The organism is Methylibium sp. T29, assembly GCF_000576205.1.
Classification (GTDB): Bacteria; Pseudomonadota; Gammaproteobacteria; order Burkholderiales; family Burkholderiaceae_C; genus Methylibium; species Methylibium petroleiphilum.
Map to the genome: position 1 here is coordinate 1 of NZ_AZND01000070.1, position 16,381 is coordinate 16,381.

Genomic DNA, 16,381 nt, shown 5'->3' on the forward strand with positions numbered 1-16,381 from the left:
CTGCACCGCGCCGGTCGCGATCGAACCGGTCGCCGATGCTGCGCCGCCTGCGGCTGCCGCCGCCTTGCCGCCCTACGCGCTGCCGATCGACGACCTCGCCGCGGTGGCCACCGGCGCCGGCTGCAGTGGGTGAACTCCGACGCGGACAAGGTGCGCGCGGTGCAGCAGGCGATGGCCGATGCACCGAAGCCGGTGCATGTGCCGCGCGAGCCGAAACCGGTGGTTGCGATCGACGACGGCCCGCTGGTGCTGGTGGAGACGCGCAAGGACCTGTCGCAGATCAAGCTGCCGTTCGAAGGCCGCTGAGCCCGCGCCAGGGCCGAGGACAACGCCCCCGGGTCTTCGCGGCCCGGGGGCGTTTTTTCATGGGCCGCGGTGCCGGCGGCACGGCATCCCCTCAGGGCAGTTGGTTGAGCGCGCGCTGGTAGGGCGCGTGGTGCATCAGCTCGTCCCAGGGCAACGGCGCCGTCTGCGGCAGCAGGTCGAGGCGACGCGCCTCGCTGTCGGCGCTGGCCTGCCAGCGACCGCGCTCGAGCGCCGTCTCCAGCCCGTCGATCAGTGCGTCGAGCGGTGCGCCGCCGTCGAGAGACCGGTTGCACAACAGCACCAGGTCGCAGCCGGCCTTCAGCGCGGCGATGCCGGCCTCGGTAGGCGTGCCGGCGACGGTCGCGCCCTGCATGCTGAGGTCGTCGCTGAAGATCGCGCCGGTGAAGCCGAGCCGGCCGCGCAGGATGTCCTGCAGCCAGCGCGGCGAGAAGCCGGCGGGCCGCGCATCGACCTTCGGGTAGATCACGTGCGCCGGCATCACGCTGGGGAGCGAGGTGGAGAGCCACTCGTAGGGCCGGGCATCGTCGCCGAGAATCTGGCGCAGCGTGCGGCGATCGACTGGCACCTCGGTGTGCGAATCGGCGGCCACGTAGCCGTGCCCCGGGAAATGCTTGCCGCAGCTCGCCATGCCGGCCAGCAGCAGGCCGTGCATCAGGCTCTTGGCCAGCAGCGTGGCCACACGCGGATCGCGGTGGAAGGCACGGTCGCCGATCACGCCGCTCGGGCCGTGGTCGAGGTCGAGCACCGGCGCGAAGCTGAAGTCGACGCCGCAGGCACGCAGTTCGGTGGCCAGCACGTAGCCGCAGGCGGTGGCGGCATCGGTGGCAGCCAGCGCGTCCTGCATCCAGCGTTCGCCCAGCGCCCGCATCGGCGGCAGGTGGGTGAAGCCGTCGCTGCGGAAGCGCTGCACGCGCCCGCCTTCATGGTCGACGCAGACCAGCACGTCGGGGCGCAGCGCCTTGATCTCCGCAGTGAGCGAGGTCAGCTGGGCGCGGTGCTGCCAGTTGCGGGCGAACAGGATCAGCCCGCCGACCAGCGGGTGACGCAGGCGGCGCCGGTCGTTGGCGTCGAGCGCGGTCCCCGCGATGTCGAGGACGATGGGGGCGTGGTTCATCTAGGCTTCCTGGGTCTCGACCACGACGAAGCTCGCCGCGTAGTCGGTTTCGTCGGTGACGCTGACGTGGGCGCGCAGGCCCTGTGCCTCGAACCAGGCGGCCAGCGGTCCGTGCAGGCGGATCTCCGGCTTGCCGCTGCGCGCGTTGAGGATCTGGCAGGCACGCCAGCTCATCGGCGTGCGCATGCCGGTGCCGATCGCCTTCGAGAAGGCCTCCTTGGCCGAGAAGCGCGTGGCCAGGTAGCTGAGGCCCCGCGCCTCCACCTTGGCCAGGCGGTAGCGGAACACCTCGATCTCCTGCGGGCCCAGCACCTTCTCCGCAAAGCGCTCGCCGCGACGTGCGTAGGTCGCGCGCAGGCGACGAATGTCGCAGATGTCGGTGCCGATCCCGAAGATCATGCCGGGGCTACGCGTGGGCGCGGTGGATGCAGCGCAGGTAGTCGCGCACCGTCTCGGCCAGCCCCAGCTCCAGCGCGTCGGCGATCAGTGCGTGGCCGATCGACACCTCCAGCACGCCGGGCACGGCGCGGAGGAAGGCGGTCAGGTTGTCGCGGTTCAGGTCGTGGCCGGCGTTGAGCCCCAGGCCGACGCCCAGCGCGGCCTCGGCGCTGGCGGTGTAGCAGGCCAGCAGCGCCGCATGCTGCGGCGTGCCGGCGCCTTCGGCATGCGAGCGCGCATAGGCCTCGGTGTAGAGCTCGACGCGGTCGGCCCCGATGGCACGGGCCTGGGCCATCGCCTCGGGCAGCGGGTCCATGAACAGGCTGACGCGCACGCCGAGCGCATGGCATTCGTCGATCAGCGGTCTCAGCGCCTCGTTGTCCTCGGGCAGGTTCCAGCCGTGGTCGGAGGTGGACTGCTCGACGCTGTCGGGCACGAAGGTGACCTGGTGCGGACGCACCACGCGCACCAGGTCCATCAGGTTGTGGAAGGGATTGCCCTCGAGGTTGTATTCGATGTGCGGATGCTCCTGCTTCAGCATCTCGGCCAGGTCGTGCACGTCGTGGGTGCGGATGTGGCGCTGGTCGGGCCGCGGGTGCACGGTGATGCCGTGCGCCCCCGCGTCGATCGCGATGCGGGCGGCACGCGTGACGCTCGGGATCGTCAGCGGCCGCGTGTTGCGCAGCAGCGCAACCTTGTTCAGGTTGACCGACAGCGCGGTCGTCGCGGCGTGGAAAGAGTGGCCGGAGGAGATCAGCGGATTCATCGAAACGTCAGCTCGTCAGCGGTCGAGGTTCTGCAGGTCCATCATCAACTGCCGCGTGCGCAGCACCGGCGTGGCCAGATGATAGTGAAGCAGGTTGCGCAGCATCGGCTTGAGGTCGGCCAGCACCGGCAGGCAGGCGCGCTGCAGCGCCGCCAGATCGTCGGCATCGAGCGCGGCCTGCAGGGCCCGCCAGTCGTCCGCCACCAGGCCCACCTCGCCCGCGGCTGCGGCCACCAGGCCGGACTCGGCCTTCAGCGCATGCCGAACGCCGCCGCCCAGCGGCTGCTGAGTCAGCGTGACGCGGCCGAGTTCGGGCAGCAGGCCGATCTCGCGCAGCAGCACCAGCTCGAAGCCGCGCAGCGCCGCCTCGACCCGCGCATCGTCGCTCGCCCCCAGCGCCGGCAACGTGTGCGCATAGGCGTCGAACAGGGCCGGGTGCGGGTCCTGCCGGGCCAGCAGCTTCATCAACAGTTCGTTGAGGTAGAAGCCGGTCAGCAGCGCCGCCCCACCGAGCATCGCCGGGCCGCCGGCCCATTCGGCAGTCTTCAGCGGCTGCACCTCGCCGCCGTCGCCCTCGCCCTCCCGAGGGCGCCGCACACCATAGGCCACCTGCAACCGCTGGAACGGCAGCAGCACCGCGCGCAGCTGGGAGTAGGGCCGCTTCGCTCCCTTGGCCGCGACCGCCACGCGGCCGTGCTCGCGGGTGAAGAGGTCGAGGATCAGGCTGGATTCGCTCCAGTCGTAACGGTGCAGCAAGTAGGCCGGCTGCAGCACCGGGGCCGCAGCACGGCCGCCACGGGCAGCCTGCGGGGTGGCGCCGACGACGCGCGACGCGGCGGCTCTCACTCGTAGCCGTAGCTCTTGAGACGGGCCTCGTCGTCGGCCCAGCCGGAACGCACCTTGACCCAGATTTCGAGGAAGACCTTGCCGTCCATCAGGCGCTCGAGCTCGACGCGCGCATCGGTGCCGATGCGCTTCAGGCGCTCCCCCTTGTCGCCGATGACCATGCCCTTGTGGGCCTCGCGCTCGACGATGATGGTGGCGGCGATACGGCGCAGCGCGCCCTCTTCCTTGAACTCGTCGATCACCACGGTCGACGTGTACGGAAGCTCGTCCCCGGTCAGCCGGAACAGCTTCTCGCGGATGATCTCGCTGGCGAGGAAGCGCTCGCTGCGATCGGTCAGGGCCTCCTCGTCGTAGAACCACGGCTGCTCGGGCAGGTAGGGTTGGACGATCTGGAGCAGGCGCCGCACGTCGTCGGGGCTGGTGGCCGCCAGCGGCACGAACTCGGCGAACGGATGGCGCTCCTGCATGCTCTTGAGCCAGGGCGCGAGTTCGGCGCGGCGGCGCACCAGGTCGAGCTTGTTCGCGACCAGCAGCGTCGGCTTGCCCGGCGGCACGAGCGACAGCACCTTGGCATCGTCGAGCCCGAAGCGGCCGGCCTCGACGACGAACAGCACCACGTCCACGTCGCCCATCACCGACTGGACGGTCTTGTTCAGGTTGCGGTTCAGCGCGCCGGCGCCCTTGACGGTGTGGCGGGTCTGGAAGCCGGGGGTGTCGACGAACACGAACTGCGCCGCGTCGGCGCTGCGGATGCCGGTGATGCGGTGGCGCGTGGTCTGCGCCTTGCGTGAGGTGATGCTGACCTTCTGCCCGACCAGGGCGTTGAGCAGGGTCGACTTGCCGACATTGGGCCGGCCGACGATCGCCACGAGGCCGCAGCGCTGCTCGGGCATGTCTGCGCCCGCAGCAGGGACGGCGGTGGTGCTGTCGTTCATGGGCGCTCGGTTTCGTCTGGCTTCAGTGTAGCCAGCGCCGCACGGGCGGCCTCCTGCTCGGCGGCACGCCGGGACCGCCCCTCACCGCGAACTTCGAGCGAACGCGACGGGATGCTGCAGACCACGGTGAACATCTGCTCGTGCTGGCGTCCGCGGGTCGATTCGATGCGATATCCGGGCACCGGCTGGCGGCGGGCCTGCAGCCATTCCTGCAGTTCGGTCTTGGGGTCGCGCGTCCAGGCTTCGGCCGCGGTGCTGGCGACCAGCGGCGTGAAGAGGCGCTCGACCAGGGCCTGCGCCGACGCGAAGCCGCCGTCGAGGTAGACCGCGGCGATCAAGGCCTCCACCGCGTCGGCCAGGATCGACGGACGCCGGGCGCCGCCGCTGCGCGCCTCGCCCTCGCTCAGGCGCAGCAGGGCCGGCAGGCCGAGATCCAGCGCTAGGCGGTGCAGCATCTCTTCGCGCACCAGGTGGGCACGCACCCGGGTCAGGTCGCCCTCGCCGGACTGGCCGAAATGCTCGAACAGCAGGCCCGAGATGGCGGCCGACAACACCGCGTCGCCGAGGAACTCGAGCCGTTCGTTGTTGTGGGCGCCGAAGCTCTTGTGGGTCAGCGCCCGGCCCAGCAGGTCGACCTGCGCGAAGCGGTGCCCGAGACGGACCTGCAGCGAGTCGAAGGCGGCAGGGATGTCGCTCACGGCGTCGCCGACCGCACCGCGCGCCTGCCGGCGGCGGCGCGGCACGGCCTCACTGCGAGTGCCCCCGGTACTTGATCAGCAGGAAGACCGGCTGGATCAGCTCGAGCTCCTTGTCGTAGGCGAACTTCACCACGACCTTCTCGTTCTCCTTCGTGATCTCGAGGTCCTTGCCGCTGATGGACGAGATCGAATATTCGATGTCCTTCTGGCGGTCGAAGGCGGCCCGGATCTCCGGCACGGTGCTGCCCCCCTCCTTGGCGACCTTGTTGACCGCTCGCTGGATGGTGAAATACTCGTTGACGGTCGGCAGCACCTTCAGGCCGACCAACGCGACGCAGGCGATGATGATGGCCCAGAACAGCAGGCCGATCAGGGTGACGCCTCTCTGGGCAGGGCGCGCGCGGACCGCACCCGATGTTGCCGACGCTGCGAAGGCCATCGTTGTTCTCCTGGTAAAGCGCCGGCTCAATGGAAGGAGCCGATTCGCCTGAGGTTACCGAAATTCATCCAGACAAAGAAGGCCTTGCCGACGATGTTCTCGTTGGGCACGAAGCCCCAGTAGCGCGAATCCTGCGAATTGTCCCGGTTGTCGCCCATCATGAAGTAGTGGCCCGGGGGCACGGTGCACACCACGCCTTCGGCGTTGTAGCGGCAGTTGTCGCGGAAGTTCTGGAACTGGGGCATCGGGATCACGAAGCCGGGACGGTCCTTGTCGGTCAGGATGCGGTGCTCGACGGCGCCGAGCTTTTCACTTGCCTGCTGGGCATAGCGCAGCGAGTCCTCGTCGTAGAAATCCGGCAGCGGCCGTGTTTCCACCGGCTGACCATTGATCGAGAGCTTCTTGTTCAGGTAGGCCACTTCATCACCCGGCAGACCGACCACGCGCTTGATGTAGTCGACACCTGGCTCGACCGGATAGCGAAACACCATCACGTCGCCACGCTGGGGCTCATTGTTGGCGAGGATCATCTTGTTGATCACCGGCAGCCTCACCCCATAGTGGAACTTGTTCACGAGGATGAGATCGCCGATCGCCAGCGTGGGGATCATGGAGCCTGACGGAATCTTGAACGGCTCGAACAGGAAGGAGCGCAGCAGGAAGACCGCCAGGATCACCGGGAACAGGCCCGCGGTCCAGTCCAGCCACCACGGCTGGGCCAGTACGCGCTCCCGCGCCACGGCCACGTTGCCATCGACCTGCTGGATGCCCTGGCGCTGCAGTTCGCTGCGCCGATGCGCATCCTGCGCCTCCAGTGCCGAGGCCGCCGCCACGCGTCGCGGCAGGAAGTGCAGGCGCTCGGCCAGCCAGTAGCCGAAGGTCGCCAGCGTCAGGATGAAGAGCAGCAGCGAGAAGTTGCCGCTCCAGGAGCCGAGATACCAGCCGCCCAGGTAAACCACGAGGGCGCCATAGAGCAGCCCGGTCAATGCACTCATGAAGTGTTCAGTCGTCTACTTGGAGGATGGCCAGGAACGCTTCCTGCGGCACCTCGACGGAGCCGATTTGCTTCATGCGTTTCTTGCCAGCCTTCTGTTTTTCGAGCAGCTTGCGCTTGCGGCTGATATCGCCACCGTAGCATTTTGCCAGCACGTTCTTGCGCAAGGCCTTGATGTTCTCCCGCGCGATGATGTTGGCGCCGATGGCTGCCTGGATGGCCACGTCGTACATCTGCCGCGAGATGATCTCGCGCATCTTGGCCACCACGGCGCGGCCCCGATACTGGCTCTGGCTGCGGTGCACGATGATCGACAGCGCATCGACCCGGTCGCCGTTGATCAGGATGTCGACCTTCACGACGTCGGCCGCGCGGTATTCCTTGAACTCGTAGTCCATCGAAGCGTAGCCGCGCGACACCGACTTCAGCTTGTCGAAGAAGTCCAGCACGATCTCGGCGAGCGGCATCTCGTAGGTCAGCATGACCTGGCGGCCGTGGTAGGCCATGTTGAGCTGGACGCCGCGCTTCTGGTTGGCCAGCGTCATCACCGGGCCGACGTAGTCCTGCGGCATGTAGAGGTGGACAGTGACGATGGGCTCGCGGATCTCGGCGATCTTGCCGATCTCGGGCATCTTCGATGGGTTCTCGACCTCGATCACCTCGCCCGCCAGGCCACCGAGCTGCACCTGGTAGACGACGCTGGGCGCAGTGGTGATCAGGTCCTGGTCGAACTCGCGCTCCAGGCGCTCCTGCACGATCTCCATGTGCAGCAGGCCGAGGAAGCCGCAGCGGAAGCCGAAGCCCAGCGCCTGGCTCACCTCGGGTTCGTAGCGCAGCGAGGAGTCGTTGAGCTTGAGCTTCTCTAGCGCGTCGCGCAGCTGGTCGTACTCGCTGGCCTCGGTCGGATAGAGCCCGGCGAAGACCTGCGGCTGGATCTCCTTGAAGCCGGGCAACGGCTCACTGGCCGGCCCGGCGTTGTTGGGCAACTTCTTCTCGAGCGTGATGGTGTCGCCGACCTTGGCGGCCTGCAGTTCCTTGATGCCAGCGATCAGGAAGCCGACCTCGCCCGCCTTCAATTGCTCGCGAGATTCGGACTTCGGCGCGAAAACCCCCAACTGTTCCAGCGGATACACGGTGTCGGTGGCCATCATCCGGATGCGGTCTCCCTTGCGGAGCACGCCGTCGACCATGCGCACCAGCATCACGACGCCGACGTAGTTGTCGAACCAGGAGTCGATGATCATCGCGCGCGGCGGCCCGTCGGGCTGGCCACGGGGAGCCGGCATGCGGGTGATCACTGCCTCGAGGATCTCGTCGATGCCCTCGCCCGTCTTCGCAGAGCAGGGGATCGCATGCTCGGCGTCGATGCCGATCACGTCCTCGATCTCGGCCTTGGCGTTCTCCGGATCAGCCTGGGGCAGATCCATCTTGTTGAGCACCGGCACCACCTCGACGCCCAGGTCGAGCGCGGTGTAGCAGTTCGCCACCGTCTGCGCCTCGACACCCTGCGACGCATCGACCACCAGCAGAGCCCCCTCGCAAGCCGACAGCGAGCGACTGACCTCGTAACTAAAGTCCACGTGCCCCGGCGTGTCGATCAGGTTGAGTTGATAGACCCGGCCATCGCGCGCCTTGTAGTTCAGCGCCGCCGTCTGCGCCTTGATCGTGATGCCACGCTCACGCTCGATGTCCATCGAGTCCAGCACCTGGGCTTCCATCTCGCGATCGCTCAGGCCACCGCAGCGCTGGATGATCCGGTCGGCCAGGGTGCTCTTGCCGTGATCGATGTGGGCAATGATCGAGAAATTGCGGATGTGGTCCATCTGACCTGTCGTCGTCGTACTGCGCTGCGCTTCAAGCGGGAGTCACAAGAGCGCTGCCGTTGCGCCGGGTGCTCGTGTCGCGAAGCGGGATGAGGGCTGGGCGGTCCGTGCCGCACATAAAAAAAAGGCACGTCAAACCGGTGACGCGCCTTCCAACAAAAAACGTTTGGCAACTGCTTCGTTGGGCTTTCATTGTAGCCACATCAACCGGGCCGGAAACCGCGCCGATGCTCGGTTTTGCGTCGTTGCAGCGTGCCAACAATGGAATTCATGCACATGTTATCCACAAACCCCTGTGGGTGTCCTGTGGACGATCTTTGGCATGCCGACTATTGTTTTGCGCCGCGCATAAAGGGGCGAGATTCGGCGGAATTCTAGTGAATTTCAAGCCTAATTCGAACACTAAAAAGTGGGTGTGTGCACACACCCACTTTTTAGAAGATTTCAAGGCTTCCACAAATCGCCGAATCGATTTCAGCTGGCGGAAAACCAGACTGACGACTGGGGCGACGGCTTGACGACCCGGATCGACCGTCGCGCCGCCCTTCCCCGCGCTGCATCAGCGGGTCGCCGTGCGGATCAGCGCGTACTGCGCCCACTCTCCTCGCCTGAACAGCACGTTGATGGGCTTGCTCTTGTCGACCTTGGCGATCACGGCCTCGAACTGCTTCACGTCGACGATCTCGACATTGCCGACCGACAGGATCACGTCGCCTTCACGCAAGCCCGCGCGTGCCGCCGCACCTTCGGTCGCTTCCACACGCACGCCGCCACGCAGCTTGAGTTCGCGCTTCTGCTCCTCGCTCAGGTTGGCCAGCGTCAAGCCCAGGCCGGACACCACGCTCGGCGTCGGCGCCTGCTTGCTCTCCGGTGCGGCCGCCCGGCGTCCCGGTTCGGGCTCGAGTTCTGCCACCGTCACACCAAGATCGCGCGCGCTGCCGCGGCGGAAGACCTGCAGGCTTGCCTTGCTCCCCGGCTTGGTTCCCCCCACCAGACGCGGCAGGTCGCTGGATTTCTCGACCGGCTTGCCATCGAAGCGCGTGATGATGTCGCCCGCCTCGACGCCGGCTTTGTCGGCCGGCCCGCCGGCCTCGACCGAACGCACCAGGGCCCCCGCCGCCTTGCCGAGGCCGAGCGATTCGGCCACGTCCTTCGTCACCTCGCCGATCTGCACGCCGATGCGACCCCGCACCACGCGGCCACCGGCACGCAACTGGTCCGCCACGCGCGTGGCTTCGTCCATCGGAATGGCAAAGGAGATGCCCATGAAGCCGCCCGAGCGGCTGAGGATCTGCGAGTTGATGCCGACCACCTCGCCGCGCAGGTTGATCAACGGACCGCCGGAGTTGCCGGGATTGATGGCCACGTCGGTCTGGATGAAGGGGACGAACTCGCCGGTGTCGCGCGCCTTGGCGCTGACGATGCCGGCCGTGACCGTGTTCTCCAGGCCGAAGGGCGAGCCGATCGCCATGACCCATTCGCCGACCTTCAACTTGCTGACGTCGCCGATCTTCACCGACGGCAGGCCTGCGGCCTCGATCTTGACCACGGCCACGTCGGTGCGCTTGTCAGCACCGATCAGCTTGGCCTTGAACTCGCGCTTGTCCGTCAGCGTGACGTACACCTCGTCGGCACCGTCGACCACGTGCGCGTTGGTCATCACGTAGCCGTCGGTCGTGAAAATGAAGCCGGAACCCACGCCACGCTGTTGCTCTTCGTCCGGTGCCTGCCGCCGCGGATCCTGGCGCTGCCCAGGCAGTTGCCCCGGCGGCACGCCGAAGAAGCGACGGAAGAACTCCTGCATTTCCTCGTCCATCTCCGGGCCGGCCCCCCCACCGCCGCGTTGACCACCGCGGGTGCGCTCGGTAGTCCGGATGTTCACCACCGCCGGGCCGACCTGCTCGACGAGGTCGGTGAAGTCGGGCAGGCCACGTGCCGCTGCCACGGCCGGCTGCGCATGACTGGCATGCGGAGACATCAGCAGCCCCCCCAGCGTCGAGGCGCCGGCGATGCTCGCCGCCGCCACCCAGACCCAGGAGCGCGCGCGCCACGACGAACGCGGCATTTCAGTTCTTGCTTCTTGCATCATCACCTCGTACCAACAGTCGATCAGGGAGCCTTGGCCGCGGGACCCCGCGGCCCGGCGCAGTGAGATCGCGCATCCGTCAGCGGGGTTCCAAGGCCGCCGCGAACGCGCGCAGGGTCACGACGGGGACATCGCCGATCACGGTGATCCACCATTCACCCCGGCGCTTCACCAAAGTCTGGGTTGCACCCAGCGACATCAGCATCTCCCGGCGGTGCAGGCGCGGCATGTAGGGCTCGATGAACACCGACACGTAGGTGAGGCCATCGGAGTAGATGACCTGCAGCACCGAAGGCGGCGCCAAGGGGAACTCTTCCTGGGAAGCAGCAGGCCGGGGCTGCTCCCCTCCAGCCACGGTCATCAGGCGCTTGACGCTGCTGACGTGCCGGAAGCCCGGTGGCAAGGCATTCAGCAACCACCCCTCTCGCCCGATGTCCACCTGCTGCAGCGTCGGTCGCTCGACGCGATAGCCGTCCAGTCGCTTCATCGCTTGCAGCACCGACTCCGGCCGGGGCTTCACGCCGATGGACACCTCGGAAAAGGCCGAGGTCTCCAGCACGACATCGCGCTCGTCGAACACCTCGGATCGCAACAAGAGGCCGGAGCTGCGCTCGGCCCACAGTCGGTAGCCGAAGCGGTAGCCGTCCTTGGGTTGAAGCAGCAGCACATTGGCCTCGTGCCCCGCCACGCGCCCGTCGCCCAGCGACTTGACGTCGTAGAACGGCACGATGCGGTCAGCGCCGGCCGACAGCAACAGGGGGAACTGCCCCATGGCCTGCCGCGTCTCCACCACCGCGACACGGCTGTGCGGCCACAGGCTGTGCACGAGATCGTTGTGGCGGTAGACCTGACGGTGCTGACCATCGAGCGACTCGATGCGCTCGAACTGGTTGCGACCGTCGCAGAAGTGCACGATGCGCGAACTCGCCACCGAGCCGGCCGCCGTCACGACGAACGTTCCCTGGAAGTTGCGCTTCCCGGCCGCCTCGTGGATGCGCGCCAGCCAGTAGCGTGCATCGCGCGCCTCGACCAGCGGATCGCCCCCGGCCTGGGCTCGGGTCGCGGAGGGCAACAACGCGGCCATCAGCACGACGGCCGGCATGGCGCGCCATCCCCGCGCGACGATGTTCTGCAGCATGTTCAGCGCGCGGCCGCCGTGGCGCCGTCGTAGGTCGCGCTGCGCAGGAAGCCCGACGGCACGCTCAAGGCCGAGCTGCCACCGAACTGCTTGTGCGCCGCCAGATACTGATCGAGGCGGGCATCGCGGATCAGCACGCCGCTGGCAGGCTCGACCTGATCGGCGGGCGCGGACAGGACGACCCGCTGGGGCGCCTCGGCCGGCACCACTGGCGCCTGCGCCAGCTGCGGCGCGTCCGCCTGCGGCCCCGACAGGCGGGTCACGGCCAACGACCCGATCACGGCCAGGAAACCCGCCGCCACTGCGGCCGGCGTGGCCCAGCGGCGCAATCCTCCACCAGCGGCCCGCTGCCTGGGCAACGCCGCAGCGGACTCCTCGGCCACCCGATCGGCCCGGGGCGCCAGAACGACCGGCTCCCGGTCGAGCTGCGCGCGCAGACGCTGAAGGAACGCCGCGTCGCGCCCCCCGCCGGCGAGCTCCTCGGAGCGCAGCACGTCACCGATCAGCTGGTAGCTGTGCCAGCGTTCGCGCAAAGCCGCCTCGTCACGCCAGCGCGCGCTGAGCGAGGCCGCCGTGCCGGCGTCGGCCTCGCCGTCGACCAGGGCCGAAAGGGCCTCGGCCCCCTGCAGGTTCTCGACATTGCTCATCTGAACACTCCGTTGGCCCCTGGGCCCGCCCACACTACTCACCAGCGCTCGCCGGAGCGCTGCTCCAGCATCGGGCGCAAACGCTCCGCGATCGCCTCGCGCGCCCGGAAAATGCGCGACCGCACCGTCCCGATCGGGCAATTCATCACGTCAGCGATCTCTTCGTAGCTCAGGCCTTCGATCTCGCGCAGCGTGATCGCCTGCCTCAGATCTTCGGACAGATCCTCGATCGCGGAGTTCACCGCATTGGCGATCTGTTTCGATGCCAGCAAGGCGTCAGGCGTCTCGCCGTCGGTTAGTTCGTTCTCGACCCGGGAAGTTTCATCGCCGTCCTCGTCCCGGCCGGCCCGTGCCGATTCGGTCACGAGCAGGTCTCGCTTCAGGTCGCCGAGGGTCTTCTTGGCCGTGTTGACCGCGATCCGGTACAGCCAGGTGTAGAACTGGCTCTCGCCACGGAACTGCGGGATCGCCCGGTAGGCGCGGATGAAGGTCTCCTGCGCGATGTCCTGGACCAGGTCGACATCGCGCACCATGCGCCCGATCAGGCGCTCGATCCGCCGCTGGTACTTGACGACCAGCATCTCGAAGGCGCGTATGTCGCCCTGCTTGACGCGGTCGACCAGCAGGGCGTCGTTGTCAGGACTGGTCGGCTCAGCCACGGCTCAGGGACCTTCCGATGCGCCGGACGATGCCGCGGGCGAATAGAGCGCACAGCGCAGCGCATGCCACTCGGCCGGATGCTCGTGGCGCCGCAACGCCAGCCAGCGCGTACGGGGTCCGGGCGCCGGAACTTCGAGGCCGTCCGCCCGAAAGCGCAGCAGCAACCAGCGATCCAGGTCGAGCGCCACCGCCACCTTGCCTATGCGCGGTTCCGCCGCATCCACCGGCGCGGCCAGCCACCAGTCGACGCCGTCCCACTTCAGATACTGCGCGGAGGCTCGCCGATCTCGCCACAGCAAACACGCCACGCCAGCCACGACCAGGCTGGTGATGGTCGCCGCGAGACCGTCGCCGCGCTGCAGCGCCCACAGCGCGGTCACGCCCACGGCCAGCGCCGACAGGAGTCGCAGCACCGCTCGCGCCAGACCCGGACACGCCGTCACCGCCACGGCGGGAGCCGCACGCATCGTTCAGGGAAATGCTCAGGGCCGGCACGCGCGTCAGACGCGCTTGAACACCAGCGTGCCGTTGGTGCCGCCGAAACCGAAGTTGTTCTTCACGGCGTGCTCGATCTTCATCTCGCGCGCAGTGTTCGCGCAGTAGTCCAGGTCGCACTCGGGATCCTGGTTGAAGATGTTGATCGTGGGCGGCGACACCTGGTCGCGGATCGCGAGCACGGTGAACACCGATTCGATGCCGCCTGCGCCGCCAAGCAGGTGACCGGTCATCGACTTGGTGGAATTGACCACCAGCTTCTTCGCGTGATCGCCGAAGGCCAGCTTGATCGCGTTACTCTCGTTCAGATCGCCCAGCGGCGTCGAGGTGCCGTGCGCGTTCAGGTACTGCACCTGACCCGCTTCGATTCCCGCGCTGCGCAACGCGGCCTTCATCGCACGCTTCGGGCCGTCCACGTTGGGCGCCGTCATGTGGAAGGCGTCCGCGCCCATGCCGAAGCCGGCCAGCTCCGCATAGATCCGTGCGCCGCGTGCCTTGGCGTGCTCGTACTCCTCGAGCACCATCACGCCGGCCCCTTCGCCGAGCACGAAGCCGTCGCGGTCGCGGTCCCAGGGGCGCGAGGCGGTGGCCGGATCGTCGTTGCGGGTCGACAGCGCACGTGCCGCGGCGAAGCCACCGATGCCGAGCGGCGAGACGGTCGACTCGGCACCGCCGGCGATCATCACGTCGGCATCACCCGCCTCGATCATGCGGGCCGACTGGCCGATGCAGTGCAGGCCGGTGGTGCAGGCGGTCACGATCGCGAGGTTCGGCCCCGTGAAGCCGCACTGGATCGACAGATGCCCCGAGATCATGTTGATGATCGAGCCGGCACGAAGAACGGCGAGATCCGCCGCGCCCCGCGCGCCGCGTACTCAGCGTGGGTCTCCTCGATCAGCGGCAGGCCGCCGATGCCCGAGCCGACGAGGCAACCGATGCGCTCGGCCTGCTCCTCGTTCAGAGCATCGCCCGTGGGCAGCCCGGCATCCTTCACGGCCTGCAGCGACGCTGCGAGGCCGTAGTGGATGAAGGTGTCCATGTGCCGGGCTTCCTTGGCGGGGATGTAATCCTCGATCTGGAAACCCTTCACCTCGCCGGCGATGTGGCAGGCCAGCTTGGTGGCATCGAACTTGGTGACGGTGGCGATGCCGGACTGGCCAGCCACGAGCCGCGACCAGGACTCGTCCACCGTGTTGCCCAGGGGGGTGACGAGACCGAGCCCGGTCACCACGACGCGACGACGGCTCATGCGCTGTAGAGAAACGAAGGAAACGGAAACCGCGGCCGTCAGGCCTTGGCGTGACTCTTGGCGTAGTCGATCGCGAGCTGCACGGTCGTGATCTTCTCCGCCTCTTCATCGGGGATCTCGATGCTGAACTCGTCCTCGAGTGCCATCACCAGTTCCACGGTGTCCAGCGAATCCGCGCCCAGATCGGCGACGAAGGCTTTTTCATTGGTGACCTCGCCTTCGGCCACGCCGAGTTGCTCGGCGATGATCTTCTTGACGCGTGCTTCGATGTCGCTCATGACTCCTCCAAGGAGAGTTTGCAAAAACAGCCCGTGATTCTAGTTGCTCCGGCGTGACAGCTCCGGCGCAGCGGCGCGACCCCGGGGCGACGGGTCGCACCGCGCTCTGTTCGACGCTCAATTCATGAACATGCCGCCGTTGACGTGCAGTTCGGTCCCCGTGATGTAGCCGGCCTGTCTCGACGCCAGGAAGGCCACCGCATCGGCGATCTCCTCCGGCGCGCCCAGGCGCCCCAGCGGGATCTGCCCCAGCAGCGCGGCCTTCTGCGCCTCGGGCAGTCCGTCGGTCATGTCGGTCGCGATGAAACCCGGCGCCACGCAGTTGACCGTGATGCCCCGGCTGCCCAGTTCACGGGCCAGCGAGCGCGTCATGCCGGCGACGCCGGCCTTCGCCGCGGCGTAGTTGGCCTGGCCCGGATTGCCGCTTGCCCCCACCACGGAGGTGATGTTGACGATGCGACCGTAGCGCTGCTTCATCATCGGCCGGATCACCGCGCGGCTGGCACGGAACACCGCCTTCAGGTTGGTGTCGAGCACGGCGTCCCAGTCGTCGTCCTTCATGCGCATCGACAGCGTGTCACGCGTGATGCCGGCGTTGTTGACCAGCACGTGCAGTCCGCCGTCCTGCTTGACGATGGTGTCGACTGCCGCCTCAAGCGCCGCGCCGTCGTTCACGTTCAGCACCAACCCGCGCCCGCCCAGGGGGGCCAGCGCCTCGCCGATTGCTGCCGCGCCGGATTCACTGGTCGCCGTGCCGACGACCTTGAAGCCGCGCTCGGCCAGCGTGGTCGCGATCGCGCGGCCGATGCCGCGGCTCGCGCCCGTCACCAGGGCCACCTGCGTCGTCACCGAAGCGTCCGCGCTCATGCCAGGGCTCCTTGGGTCTCGGCCAGGCTGGCCGGATCGAAGATGTTCAGCACGGCCAGCTCGGCATCAACCCGCTTCACCAGCCCGGCCAGCACCTTGCCCGGCCCGCACTCCACGACGGTCGACACACCGCGGGCCTTGAGCGCCTGCACCGTCTCGACCCAGCGGACCGGACCGAAGGCCTGGCGGTAGAGCGCGTCGCGGATCGCCGCCGGCTCGGACTCGACGGCGACGTCGATGTTGTTCAGCACCGGAATGGCCGGCGCGGCCAGCGCCACATCGACAAGGCGCTGGCGCAGCCGCTCGGCCGCCGGCTTCATCAGGCTCGAATGGAAAGGTGCCGACACCGCCAGCGGGAGCGCCCGCTTGGCGCCGGCCGCCTTCAGCAGTTCGCAGGCCTTGTCGACGGCGAGCTTGCTGCCGGAGATCACGGTCTGCTTCGGGTCGTTGTAGTTGGCCGCCTGCACCGACTCGCCGGTCGCCGCCTCGGCGTCGGCACACCCGGCGCGCACCGCATCGGCGTCCAGCCCGAGGATGCCGCCATGCGCCGGCGCCGACCGGCACCGCGTCCTGCATCGCCT

Annotated in this window: 16 protein-coding genes and 3 pseudogenes; 1 reads left to right on the forward strand and 18 read right to left on the reverse strand. The window is 68.0% G+C overall.

The window, feature by feature from the left end:
* Window positions 1-306: pseudogene (locus x551_RS24300) on the forward strand (ribonuclease E/G); the annotation flags it as partial.
* Window positions 307-397: 91 nt separating this feature from the next.
* Here x551_RS24300 and nagZ read toward each other — a convergent pair.
* From nagZ to x551_RS10640, 18 genes and pseudogenes are all read right to left on the reverse strand, one after another.
* On the reverse strand, window positions 398-1,441 hold the full coding sequence (gene nagZ, locus x551_RS10555; RefSeq protein WP_036248459.1) for a beta-N-acetylhexosaminidase: 1,044 nt from the start codon (window positions 1,439-1,441) through the stop codon (window positions 398-400).
* Complete coding sequence (gene acpS / locus x551_RS10560; protein ID WP_036233384.1) at window positions 1,442-1,840, reverse strand: holo-ACP synthase; 399 nt, start codon at window positions 1,838-1,840, stop codon at window positions 1,442-1,444.
* Window positions 1,841-1,847: 7 nt separating this feature from the next.
* Entirely contained in the window at window positions 1,848-2,645 is a 798-nt protein-coding gene (locus tag x551_RS10565) for a pyridoxine 5'-phosphate synthase (RefSeq protein WP_152543477.1), read from the reverse strand.
* 15 nt (window positions 2,646-2,660) lie between these two features.
* Window positions 2,661-3,491 carry a DNA repair protein RecO gene (recO, locus tag x551_RS10570; protein ID WP_051495778.1) on the reverse strand — a complete coding sequence of 277 codons (831 nt, stop codon included), beginning with the start codon at window positions 3,489-3,491 and terminating at the stop codon, window positions 2,661-2,663.
* A complete protein-coding gene (era, locus tag x551_RS10575; protein ID WP_036233387.1) occupies window positions 3,488-4,426 on the reverse strand; it encodes a GTPase Era in 939 nt (312 codons plus the stop codon). The genes recO and era overlap by 4 nt, the downstream gene beginning before the upstream one ends.
* Complete coding sequence (rnc, locus tag x551_RS10580; protein ID WP_036233409.1) at window positions 4,423-5,115, reverse strand: ribonuclease III; 693 nt, start codon at window positions 5,113-5,115, stop codon at window positions 4,423-4,425. Before rnc ends, era begins: the two co-directional genes overlap by 4 nt.
* A gap of 58 nt (window positions 5,116-5,173) precedes the next feature.
* The gene (locus tag x551_RS10585; RefSeq protein ID WP_051495779.1) at window positions 5,174-5,563 is read right to left on the reverse strand and encodes a DUF4845 domain-containing protein; all 390 of its coding nucleotides are present in this window, start codon (window positions 5,561-5,563) and stop codon (window positions 5,174-5,176) included.
* A 26-nt stretch (window positions 5,564-5,589) separates the two neighbouring features.
* Window positions 5,590-6,558 carry a signal peptidase I gene (lepB, locus tag x551_RS10590; RefSeq protein WP_036248462.1) on the reverse strand — a complete coding sequence of 323 codons (969 nt, stop codon included), beginning with the start codon at window positions 6,556-6,558 and terminating at the stop codon, window positions 5,590-5,592.
* A 7-nt stretch (window positions 6,559-6,565) separates the two neighbouring features.
* The gene (lepA, locus tag x551_RS10595; RefSeq protein WP_036233390.1) at window positions 6,566-8,380 is read right to left on the reverse strand and encodes a translation elongation factor 4; all 1,815 of its coding nucleotides are present in this window, start codon (window positions 8,378-8,380) and stop codon (window positions 6,566-6,568) included.
* 559 nt (window positions 8,381-8,939) lie between these two features.
* A complete protein-coding gene (locus x551_RS10600; protein ID WP_237706395.1) occupies window positions 8,940-10,358 on the reverse strand; it encodes a DegQ family serine endoprotease in 1,419 nt (472 codons plus the stop codon).
* Between the two features lie 187 nt (window positions 10,359-10,545).
* Complete coding sequence (locus x551_RS10605; protein WP_036233393.1) at window positions 10,546-11,604, reverse strand: MucB/RseB C-terminal domain-containing protein; 1,059 nt, start codon at window positions 11,602-11,604, stop codon at window positions 10,546-10,548.
* A 2-nt stretch (window positions 11,605-11,606) separates the two neighbouring features.
* On the reverse strand, window positions 11,607-12,251 hold the full coding sequence (locus x551_RS10610; protein ID WP_011828243.1) for a sigma-E factor negative regulatory protein: 645 nt from the start codon (window positions 12,249-12,251) through the stop codon (window positions 11,607-11,609).
* A gap of 38 nt (window positions 12,252-12,289) precedes the next feature.
* A complete protein-coding gene (rpoE, locus tag x551_RS10615; protein WP_036233396.1) occupies window positions 12,290-12,910 on the reverse strand; it encodes an RNA polymerase sigma factor RpoE in 621 nt (206 codons plus the stop codon).
* Window positions 12,911-12,913: 3 nt separating this feature from the next.
* A complete protein-coding gene (locus tag x551_RS23435) occupies window positions 12,914-13,378 on the reverse strand; it encodes a hypothetical protein (protein WP_152543478.1) in 465 nt (154 codons plus the stop codon).
* A gap of 33 nt (window positions 13,379-13,411) precedes the next feature.
* Window positions 13,412-14,655, reverse strand: a pseudogene (gene fabF, locus x551_RS10625) (beta-ketoacyl-ACP synthase II).
* A gap of 38 nt (window positions 14,656-14,693) precedes the next feature.
* A complete protein-coding gene (gene acpP / locus x551_RS10630) occupies window positions 14,694-14,933 on the reverse strand; it encodes an acyl carrier protein (protein WP_011828239.1) in 240 nt (79 codons plus the stop codon).
* A gap of 117 nt (window positions 14,934-15,050) precedes the next feature.
* Window positions 15,051-15,800 (reverse strand): 3-oxoacyl-ACP reductase FabG, encoded by a 750-nt coding sequence (fabG, locus tag x551_RS10635; RefSeq protein ID WP_011828238.1) that lies wholly within the window; start codon window positions 15,798-15,800, stop codon window positions 15,051-15,053.
* Window positions 15,797-16,381: pseudogene (locus x551_RS10640) on the reverse strand (ACP S-malonyltransferase); the annotation flags it as partial. The pseudogene x551_RS10640 and the gene fabG, both read right to left, overlap by 4 nt.